This is a genomic window from Lacipirellulaceae bacterium (assembly GCA_040218535.1).
Lineage (GTDB): Bacteria > Planctomycetota > Planctomycetia > Pirellulales > Lacipirellulaceae > Adhaeretor.
Map to the genome: position 1 here is coordinate 2,145,362 of JAVJRG010000005.1, position 9,277 is coordinate 2,154,638.

A 9,277-nucleotide genomic window follows, 5' to 3' on the forward strand; every position below is an offset into this window, starting at 1 on the left:
ACTCCCCGACCATAATCTGGCAGTTCTTACGGACAGGCTATTCTGCCAGACCGGCATAAGTTCCTTGGGAGGGTCTCATGAATCGGAAACACACTTGGTTTGCTCTCACTCTTTGTGCGAGCTTACTCCCCCTTGCCTCCGCTAACGCGAGCATCTCTGACCCGACCGACCCGGATTGCGTGGTAGCGGGCTTTGATCTGTACCAGCTCGCAGGCGACCGATTCTTATTTGATAGCCAACTCGCAGTGGCCGACGGTGGACCGCCTCCAGCAGAAATCATTATTCCCATCGACATCGGCGCGCTTGCTTTCTTTAATGGCGTTCCCTACGTCAGTAATCCTTTGGGAACTTTCGACTTCAACGACGGAAGTGGCGCGGTCGACGTGGGTACGGCAGACACAATTGTTGAACGTCTTGGTGACGTGACCAACGACATTTTTACTGAGCCGACAGTCGATATCGAGATTCGTGCCCTCTCACTCCGCTCGCTCGAACCTGTAGACTTCGGCGGACCGAATCCTGAATTCACCTACATTACTCTTGATCCGGCAGCCCCAAGCACAGGAAGCTACGATTTTTTCTTTGACGCCAACGGGCCGGAAGACCTCCAACGGGGCTTCATGTTCGCTTCGGCTGACGTAAATTATCAGATCCGCCGAGGCTCTCCCACAGGCGAAGTTCTCAGCAGTAATTCTGTGCAAGTTGAAACCTTTAGCGATGGTGTGCCGTGGACGCACTTCCCGTTCGGTGGCGACGATTTCAACGCTCCCGATAAGACGATCGATGGCGTGAATTTCTTTCTCGAAGGTGATAGCCAGGGCGGAGACTTCTTCCAGCTTGGAGTCCCTCTGGGACTGGAGGGTTTCCAGGGCGATTCGGAAATCTCGATCAATCTCTCGCTAGAGCACGCCAACGAGAGCATTCCTGGCGATACCCCGAACAACCCAATGTTGCCTGACGGCACCGACGGGCCGACTTTCCAATTCGAGAATGCACCGCAGAGCGGTTGGTTTGATCCCCCGGCTGCCTCTGGCTACGTCTACGAAACCGACGATGCCTCGAGCTTCCTAGCCGTAGGACTACCGCCTCTGTCGGCAGTTGCTGACGGGGACGGATTCTACGAGGTGTTCGACCTCGATAACGGCGGTTCAACGACCGTTGCTGCAGGAGGTTTCTTCTTCTTCCCCACGCCCACGACGGCATTTCGGGTCACGGGGATCGATCCCACGGTTGACGGTGGAGACCCTCTAGCGTTTCCGACCTTCCTCACCTTCGATGCCCTGAGCAACAACTTTACTCAGACCCCGATTCCTGAGCCGACCGCGTTAGTCATCGCACTCGTTTGCGGCGTTGGCGTGGTAACTCGACGACGCGTCGCATAAGTCTGACTCGGACTAGCAGTTTAGATTCGCATTCAAGCCGTGGCTCTCTCAGAGAGTCACGGCTTTTTTCGGCCCTTGCGAGCCTTCGCGGCAGCAAGCGATAATCCTCCGTTTGCAATAAGCCCAAAACTTGGCAGGTGACTCTGCCAACTCCAACGAGAGACGAGTTTGTTATGCCCCTAGTAGTTGTCGGATCGGTTGCCATTGATCACGTTGAGACGCCCCAAGAGCGTCGTGATAACCTGCTCGGAGGCTCCGCCACGCATTTCTCCGTTTCCGCCAGCTTCTTCACGGGCGTCCGACTCGTCGGCGTCGTTGGCTCGGACTGGCCAAGTGAGCATACGGAGATGCTCGAAAGCAAAGGGGTCGACACCACGGGCCTGCACATGGTCGAGGGCGGAAAGACCTTCACCTGGACGGGCCGTTACCTGCCCAACATGAACGACCGCGAAACGCTTGACGTCCAGTTAAACGTCTTCGGTGAGTTCAACCCAGTTCTGCCGGAAGATTACAAACGTGCCAAGTACGTGTTCCTTGCCAACGGCGTCCCTGCAGTCCAAATGAAAGTCCTCGAACAAGTCCCCGGTCGTCGACTGGCGGTTGCCGACACGATGGACCTCTGGATAAACACCCAGCGGGAAGATCTCGACAAACTGCTGACGCAGCTCGACGGACTGGTTCTCAACGATAGCGAAGCCAAACTGCTCACCGGCAACGAGAACCTCGTAGCAGCCGGTCGTGCCGTTCAAGAGATGGGTCCCAAGTTCGTCGTCATCAAGAAGGGCGAACACGGAGCGATGTTCTTCGGCGAGCACGAAACCTACGTGCTTCCAGCTTTTCCAACCGAGAGCGTCATCGACCCAACCGGCGCAGGCGACAGCTTTGCTGGTGGCATGATGGGCTACCTCGCCGAGCAAGACAACTTCGATCCCGAAACACTCAAGACCGCGATGGCCTACGGTATCCTCGTCGCGAGCTTCAACGTCGAAGGCTTCGGCTTGGAACGCATGCACGAAATCACCCGCGACGACATCGAGAAGCGCCTTGAAGATTACCGCCGCATGTTGTCATTTTAGTTTTCAGTTGTCAGTGTGCAGTTTTCAGTTCACCGATCGAAACATTCCCTATCGCTGGCGACTGAAAACCATGCACACTCTCTTTTGAATTCATGCACTCGACTTAAGATGCGTAGCCACCAACTCCCCAAAACCCGGACCTTTATCGCTGTTCCTGCCGAGGGTGAAGTCCAAGGGGCGGCGGCCAAAGCTATTGAAGAGCTCCGCATCGACATCGGCGGAGTGAAATGGGTCGAGCCCGAGAATCTCCACTGGACGCTTCAATTCCTGGGCGACATTGACGATGTCGAGATGGCCCAGGTCTGCCGTCGCGTCGTGCGGGTCGTTGCTGAGTATGAGCCCTTTGTGCTCCACAGCACCGGCATCTCCGCCTTTCCGAGCCCCGACCGCCCGAAGACTCTTTACCTAGCGGCGGGCGAAGGGAGCGAACAATTTCTCGCTTTACAAGCCAGCATCGAAGAGTCTCTCTCCGATCTGGGCTTTCGGGGAGAGCGACGACGGTTCGTCCCTCATCTAACGCTCGGTCGAGTCCAGCGCGGCGCAAGCCTTCGGGCTGTTCTGGTTGATCGTCTCAAGGACCTTAAGGAACTGGAAACCGGAGCGATGCCCGTGGATGAAGTGATCGTCTACGCGAGCCGCTTGCAGCGCGAGGGTCCCGGCTACCATGTCCTAGCCACCGCGCCACTGGGATAGTCAAGCAAGTCTCGACGTTAATCTTTGCTTCGCCGTTAAACTCGGTGCTAGCAGCTCTCGAAAATCTTCTCTAGCCGTTACGATCGGCTCACCCGGAACGCGGCAACCCACCGAATATCCGAGTAGTCGCCCGGACTTTATGAACTTAGTCCGGGCTGGGCGGTGTTCTGGATGTTTCTTTTCTTTGAGGTGAACTCGGATGGTCCTCTCACTACGCGCTCTCGTAGCTACTACAACAATACTCGCTGTCTTCGCCGGTCACGCAACGGCACAGCAAGGCGTGTCGACAAACCAGTTCCTCGCAGCTACGCAAACAGCCTTGAGAGAGGAAGCATCAGAAGACTCGATCGATGCCACGAGCGATCTCAGCGACTACTACCTCGTCAACGATGTCGCTGCTGAGTCGCAATCATTCATCCAAGACGCCTTCGTCGAACCAACCCAAGCCAGATCTGGCAACCAACGCAACACGACACGCACTGCTTCCCGCTCGCGCCGTTCGGCCCGCACACCCTACATGATCGGCGATAGCCCGCTAGATGGTGAATGCCCCCACTCCATGCAGGCGGGTGGATTCGCAATTGACGGACTCGATATCGCCTCAGTGAATCACCCACTCTTCACAGGCAATCGCTTCAACGCGGCCGAAGCCGGATCGTTCCTACCAACTGACCGGTTCATCTTCACGTACCGCCACTTGCACAACGCCAGTTCGACGAACATCCTCGGCAACCTCGACACAGTGGACATCGAGCGGTTCATCGTCGGACTCGAAAAAACGGCTCTCGATGGAATGGTCTCCGCGGAAATCCGGATCCCTTTGCTATTGCAACTCGATTCCGACCAACTCTTTTTTGCCAACGGCACCAGCCAAGTCACCGGTGATCGTAGCGGCGAACTGGGGAACATCTCCGTGAACTTCAAAGCCTTACTCGCCAATCGTCGGAAGTTTGCCATGGGGGCGGGCCTCGCGGTAAACATTCCTACCGCTGAGGACTTCACCTTGGAGCAAGACTTCGACACCCCCTTCGTCATCGACCCGGTCAACGGCGTCAATGGCACCGCTGACTTTGGCATGTTCGGGCAATTCCAGAACGACACCGTCGGGCTGATCCCCTACCTGGCTTGGGCCTTCCGCCCAACGCCCCGCTTTTTCCAACAAGGCTTCTTCCAAATCGACGTTCCACTGAACTCCTCGGATGCAAGCCTCGATGTCGATGGCAACATCGTCCCCGACACGGATTACGACTCGCTGGTTGTCAGCAACACTCTTTCTGGCGAGATCCAACGTCAGACGCTGTTGCGTTTGAACCTCGGCTTTGGCTACTGGCTCAAGCAAGATCGCAAGCAGGGCGTCCCGACCGGTTTGGCGGCTCTGTTTGAAGTCCACTACACTACGAACCTGGACGACGGCGAGAACTTCAACACGCCGTTGGGCACTCTGACCGACGCCAGCACAACGTTGCCAGACATCCCGCTCACGGCCATCGCCGGCGGCAATCGCGACTTCGACGTCGTGAACCTGAGCTCCGGCTTCGCCCTCGACCTCGGCGGCTGCGTTATCACCAACGGCGTGATCGTCCCCATCAGCGACGACCGCCAGTTCGACTTCGAGTACAACCTGCAGGTGAACAAGCGTTTCTAAAGCATAAACCTGTGGGGATCATATTAGGAACCACAGATGAACACAGATAAACGCTGATAGTGATTAGATTGGTCATTAGCTTGTGCCGCTCGTTCTCAAAACTAACGCTCATCTGTGTCTATCCGTGTTCATCTGTGGTTTCAAACTAGGCATCCTTGGCGGTTCCAAAACAAATCGAGTAGACTAGCGTCCCGTCTGATCGCCTCGATTCATCCTGCCACCTGCTGAGGCTTCTCGGTGAGCCAGTCTGACGCGGACCATAACTTGCTTGTTGGCGTGCTCGCGCTGCAGCTTGATTTCGTGTCGCGAGACCAGTTAATTGCCGCCACGAAAGCATGGTCTAGCTCCCAGCAAACTCCTCTGTTGCAGGTCCTGGAAACTCAAGGAGCTCTGCACGCAGGCGAGCGTGAACTCCTTTCGGGCCTCGTCGAAAAACATCTGGCGCGTCACAACAACAACGCCATGGAAAGCTTGGCGAGCATCCACGCCGACGCGGTCATCCAAGATGTGGCCGCTGCGTGCGGCGAGAGCTCTCCCCGAGAGGGCTCGCCCAAAGCAGGCTCACTTGCGGAAACCATTCAGTTCTTCGCCGCTGATGGCGATTCAACCGCGAAGTCCAACAAGCCGCAGGAACCCGACGACCGCTTCGCCACGGCACTGCCTGAGGGAAGTACCGCCTCCCCCACTCCAGCAACTCATTCGCCACCAACGCAGGCAAAGGCTGAAGATCAGACCCAAACCCTGCCCCCGGCTTATGCTTCGACGGTCGACTTCGACATTGAGGACCAACTCAACCAGGCCAGTGCCGCGGCCAGTCGTTACTCCATTATAAAGCCTTTCCAACGGGGCGGGCTCGGGCAGGTTTCGATCGCGCAAGATCAAGAGATCAACCGCGAGGTGGCACTTAAAGAAATCCTTCCCAAACACGCAGACTCACTTGAGGCACGCTCACGATTCCTCGTCGAAGCGGAGATCACCGGTTCGTTAGAACACCCGGGCGTCGTTCCCGTCTACGGTCTCGGGCAATACGCAGACGGTCGTCCGTTCTACGCCATGCGATTCATTCGTGGCGATAATCTCAAGCTTGAAATCGAAGCGTTTAAGAACGCCTATCCAACTGGAAAAAACAGTCCCAAAGAGAATCGCGGCGGCGACTACGAGCTCCGCTTTCGCAAACTGCTGGGCCGATTTATTGATGTCTGCCACGCCATCGAATACGCTCATAACCGTTGCGTCCTGCATCGCGACCTCAAGCCCGGCAACATCATGCTCGGCAAGTACGGTGAAACGCTCGTCGTTGATTGGGGACTGGCGAAAACAATCGATGCGAATGAGGTCCCAACGGACACCCTTGAAGCGCCGCTCCAACCGCTTTCGTCCGATGGTTCCACCGCCACACAAATGGGTACCATCGTCGGAACGCCGGCTTATATGAGTCCTGAGCAAGCCGCCGGCCAACTCGACCGACTCGGTCCCGCTACTGATATCTACAGTTTGGGGGCGACGCTGTTTCACCTGCTCACCGGGCAGCCGCCCTTCAGCGAGGCTCCGCAGATGACACTGCTGGAATGTGTCCGGGCAGGCAAGTTTGCCAAGCCCCGTGAGATCGACGCGACGATCCCGCCCGCGATGGAAGCAATCTGCCTAAAGGCGATGGCTCGCGAGATCCCCGATCGGTATCTCACCGCCAGCGACCTGAGCGACGACATTGAACGCTGGCTCGCCGACGAACCCGTGCGTGCCTACTCCGACCCGCTCCCCGAACGCATCTTCCGCTGGATGCGCAAGCATCGTTCACTCGTGGTCGGCTCTGCCGGCGTGCTAACGGTGACGGCCATCGGTCTGACGTTGGGAATCTTGCTCTTGGGCGCCGCCAATCGTCGCGTGGAAAAACAGCGCGCACGGGCGGAGCAAAACTTCACAATGGCCCGTGAAGCGGTCAACGACTACTTCATCAGTGTCAGTGAGGATACGCTCCTCAACCAAAGCGGCATGCAGCCGCTGCGTGACGAGCTACTCAAGCAAGCGCTCGCCTATTACGAGGATTTTCTCGAAAGCGGCCAGGTCGACGACTCGATGCGCGACGAGATCGCCCAAGCGAATTACTACGTCGGGCGCATCAAGCACAAGATCGACTCGCCCGTCGCGGCGATTCCGTTCTACGATCAGGCAATCACTTCGTATGAAGAACTACTTGCTCAGAAAGCAAAGCACCTCCCCGCGGCTCCGCAAAGAGAGATCGAACGCGAACGACTCTACGAATACGGTCGCACGCTCAACGCCAAAGCGACTTCGCTGCTGAAGCTCTCGCAAACCGACGACGCCCGAGATTACTTCACGAGGGCTCGCGACGTTCGCCAGCGGCTGGTCAAGCTTTCACCTGAAACGATCGAATACGTCCGCACCCTCGCCAACAGCATCATGAACCTAGGCACCATGAAGCTTGGGGAGGGAGACCAAGAAGCGGGACTCAAGCTGCTGCACGAAGCCCAAGACATGCGCGAGAGTCGCCTAAGCACCAACTCGCCCGACGCCAAACTGCTTCGCGACGCCGGAAAGGGGAGCTTCAACCTGGGGCTGATTCACGAGCAAATGGAGGAATACGAGACCGCATTCCAGCACTTTCTGAAGGCGGTCGAAAGCTTCGAAAAACTCGTCGAACTTTCCCCCAACGACATGGATTCGCAGTACAACCTGGCCGTTTGCTATCGAACCCTCGGCGACCAGCAAGACTCAGCAGAGCCCGACCAAGTCACCCAAGGCGAAGCCTACTATGAAAAAGCTGCGGAGTTGCTTACTAAGCTCAGCATTCGCAACCCACAAGTCCCCCGCTACAAAGCCGACCTCGCCAACACGCAAACCAACGAAGCCTGGCTCCTCCTCGATGCAGGCGACAACCAAGCGGCACTAAGGCCGTTGGAGAAGGCGGAGCAAGCCCTGATCGATTTGGTCGAACAATTCCCCGACGTCCCACTCTACGCCGTCGACCTCGCCCACGCCGAGCGCACCCTGGGCGAAGTGCTGATCGAACTCGGTCGCGATGACGAGGGAATCAAGAAACTGGAAAGCTCACGAGACCGCTTCGCGGAGTTAGTGCGTCAGCACCCGGCAGATCGGGATTACGGCGAGCAGTTGCGGGAGACGCAAGAGGTATTGCGCGGAGTGCGAGAGGGAAATGGTGAGAACACTAACGAAGAAAGTACAGAAAAAGAGTCCGAACCTTAAGAACGCGTTTTGAAATTCAAAAATCGACCGCAAAGCGGTACCACTTGCCCCCTCTCCCGCTTGCGGGAGAGGGTCGGGGTGAGGGCGCCAATATTTCAAAACAAGTTCCAAAGCGATTTTACCGAAGTTCGAGAACCTCCGCACCGCCTTGCGTGTAAAACCAAATCAACGACTGATTGAGCTGTACCAGAGGAGCATCCGTGGGGGCGATTCGACAACTGCACGCGTCACAAAACGCCCAGTCTCAAACCTACTGGGACGCTTTTCAGGACCACCGTCAGCGTATCACTGACCTGGTTCTCGATGCTGCGCAAAAGCTTCAAGCTGCAACCAAACAGGATCTCAGCCTGGCAGTTCTTGGAGCTGGCAACGGCAACGACTTATCGATCGAGCCTCTGCTGGAGACGTTTGAGCGTAGCCACCTCTATGACCTCGACGGCGAGGCATTGCAACGAAGCAAGAATCGTTACGCCGGACAGCCAGCGATACTGCAGCGCGTTCAGTGGTTCGATTCCGTGGATATCACCGGCGTTGTCGACACGATTGAACAACACGGCTCGGCTCCTGCAGTTATCGACGAAGAGCTACTGAAACGGGCGACTCATCCGCCAAAGTTCACTGACCAGCACTACGACATCGTGCTTTCAACCTGCACCTTAAGTCAGTTAGTACAATCCGCCGTCGAAATCTTTGGGGACAAGTCGCCAGAGTCGCTCGCCTTCATCCTCGCGATTCGCGATGGCCATTTGAACCTGATGCTCGAGCTGATGAAACCAACGGCCGCAGGCATTCTCGTCACCGACTTCGTCAGCAGCGATACCCTGCCCGAGCTACTCCAGCCCGACCTCCCACAGAACCAACTGACAGCAGTCGCTCAAGAAGCTATCAGACAACGGAACTTTTTTACCGGTGCAAACCCCGTAGCAATCAGCATGCAGTTAGAGAAAACATTGCGACAAACAGACGCGCGATTCGACCTTCACTTGACGCCGCCTTGGATCTGGAAATGGACCGATGAGAAGGCTTTTTGTGTTGCTGCGATTCGAGTTCTCTCAATGATTTAATTAGATCTACATTTCTGCTACAATCGTAGTTAGAGATTCGGCCAAGTGCGCCTAGAGCGTACTTCCCGAGACCATAGCGCCCTTTAGGAAATTCGAGTAGACTTGGTAACTTCACCTTAAGGAGGAGCCCGATGGTTTATTCGAAGGAACGTCGCGGGGAAGTGCTTGCTGCTTGTGATGCCGGCAAGGGGA

The 9,277-nt window shown here is 56.5% G+C and carries 6 protein-coding genes; all 6 read left to right on the top strand.

The window, feature by feature from the left end; translation table 11 throughout:
• Positions 1-77 precede the first annotated feature (77 nt).
• On the top strand, positions 78-1,382 hold the full coding sequence (locus tag RIB44_08740) for a hypothetical protein (GenBank protein ID MEQ8616667.1): 1,305 nt from the start codon (positions 78-80) through the stop codon (positions 1,380-1,382).
• A gap of 173 nt (positions 1,383-1,555) precedes the next feature.
• Positions 1,556-2,458, top strand: coding sequence for a PfkB family carbohydrate kinase (locus RIB44_08745; protein ID MEQ8616668.1), 903 nt, complete (start codon positions 1,556-1,558; stop codon positions 2,456-2,458).
• Positions 2,459-2,566: 108 nt separating this feature from the next.
• Complete coding sequence (gene thpR, locus RIB44_08750; GenBank protein MEQ8616669.1) at positions 2,567-3,151, top strand: RNA 2',3'-cyclic phosphodiesterase; 585 nt, start codon at positions 2,567-2,569, stop codon at positions 3,149-3,151.
• 199 nt (positions 3,152-3,350) lie between these two features.
• The gene (locus RIB44_08755; protein MEQ8616670.1) at positions 3,351-4,796 is read left to right on the top strand and encodes a hypothetical protein; all 1,446 of its coding nucleotides are present in this window, start codon (positions 3,351-3,353) and stop codon (positions 4,794-4,796) included.
• Positions 4,797-5,033: 237 nt separating this feature from the next.
• The gene (locus tag RIB44_08760; GenBank protein ID MEQ8616671.1) at positions 5,034-8,021 is read left to right on the top strand and encodes a serine/threonine-protein kinase; all 2,988 of its coding nucleotides are present in this window, start codon (positions 5,034-5,036) and stop codon (positions 8,019-8,021) included.
• A gap of 176 nt (positions 8,022-8,197) precedes the next feature.
• On the top strand, positions 8,198-9,085 hold the full coding sequence (locus tag RIB44_08765; GenBank protein MEQ8616672.1) for a hypothetical protein: 888 nt from the start codon (positions 8,198-8,200) through the stop codon (positions 9,083-9,085).
• Positions 9,086-9,277: the final 192 nt, after the last annotated feature.